This window comes from Rhizobium aouanii (assembly GCF_037002925.1).
GTDB classification, from domain to species: Bacteria; Pseudomonadota; Alphaproteobacteria; order Rhizobiales; family Rhizobiaceae; genus Rhizobium; species Rhizobium aouanii.
Window position 1 is genome coordinate 1 of the sequence record NZ_JBAMYD010000052.1, and the last position, 1,172, is coordinate 1,172.

Annotated in this window: 1 protein-coding gene; it reads left to right on the forward strand. The window is 58.4% G+C overall.

Features of this window, described 5'->3' with window-relative positions:
* Positions 1-65: 65 nt before the first annotated feature.
* Positions 66-1,172 (forward strand): IS3 family transposase gene (locus V8P77_RS34665; protein WP_335916758.1). Its coding sequence is split into 2 segments (ribosomal slippage), with 1,108 coding nucleotides annotated over them: positions 66-315 and positions 315-1,172; the frame shifts between segments, so codons are not numbered across the junction. This gene is flagged as partial in the annotation.

The following is a 1,172-nucleotide window of genomic DNA, read 5'->3' on the forward strand; positions in this document are numbered from 1 at the left end:
GTGACCTTGCCCCGTTGAAATAATCCATTTTGAAGTAAGCTCTGGCCCATTGAGAGGACCAGGGAATGAAGCGCAGCCGTTTCACAGACGAACAGATTATCGGCATTCTGAAGGAGCATGAGGCGGGCACGCCAGTCTCGGAGCTTTGCCGCAAGCACGGCGTCAGCGATGCCAGCATCTATAAATGGAAAGCCAAGTTCGGCGGCATGGAGGTGTCCGAGGCCAAGCGGCTGAAGACGCTTGAGGACGAGAACACGAAGCTGAAGCGGCTTCTGGCGGATGCGATGCTCGACAATGCTGCCTTGAAAGACCTTTTGGGAAAGAAGTGGTGACGCCCGCGGCCAAGCGGAAAGCTGTCGCGCATCTGATGAGCCATCATGAGATAAGCGAACGGCGGGCGTGTAAAGCCATTGGTTTTTGCCGAATGACGGTCCGTTACGAGACCAGGCGCGACGATGATCATGAGCTTCGCGAGCGAATGAAGGCGTTGGCGCATGAACGTCGCCGCTTTGGATATCGACGCATTCATGTGCTGCTCCGGCGGGAGGGTCACCTCGTGAACCACAAGAGGCTGTTCCGGCTCTATCGGGAGGAGAAACTGACGGTGCGCAAGCGCGGCGGTCGCAAGCGAGCAATAGGCACGCGAGCGCCGATGCTGGTGCCGATGGCGGCCAATGATCGTTGGTCGCTGGACTTCGTATCGGATCAGTTCACCGATGGGCGCAGGTTGCGGATTCTGACCGTCGTCGATGTTTGCACGAGGGAGTGCCTGGCGCTCGTCGCCGATACATCGCTTTCCGGTCTTCGCGTCGCACGGGAGCTTGACCGGATTATCGAGGAGCGCGGCAAGCCGAGGATGATCGTCAGTGACAACGGCAGCGAGTTCACCAGCAACGCGATCCTGCAATGGGCGGACCGGACCAAGGTTGACTGGCATTACATTGCGCCTGGCAAGCCTATCCAGAACGCTTTTATCGAAAGCTTCAACGGGCGGCTGCGAGACGAGTTCTTGAATGAAACTCTGTTCTCGTCGCTTGCTCACGCCCGGTCTGCGCTTTCAAACTGGCGTAGCGATTACAACGATCAACGCCCGCATTCAGGCCTTGGCTGGCTGACACCGGCCGAATTCGCTCAGACACTCAACCCGCGACGTGATGCGGTGCTGCGCAGCC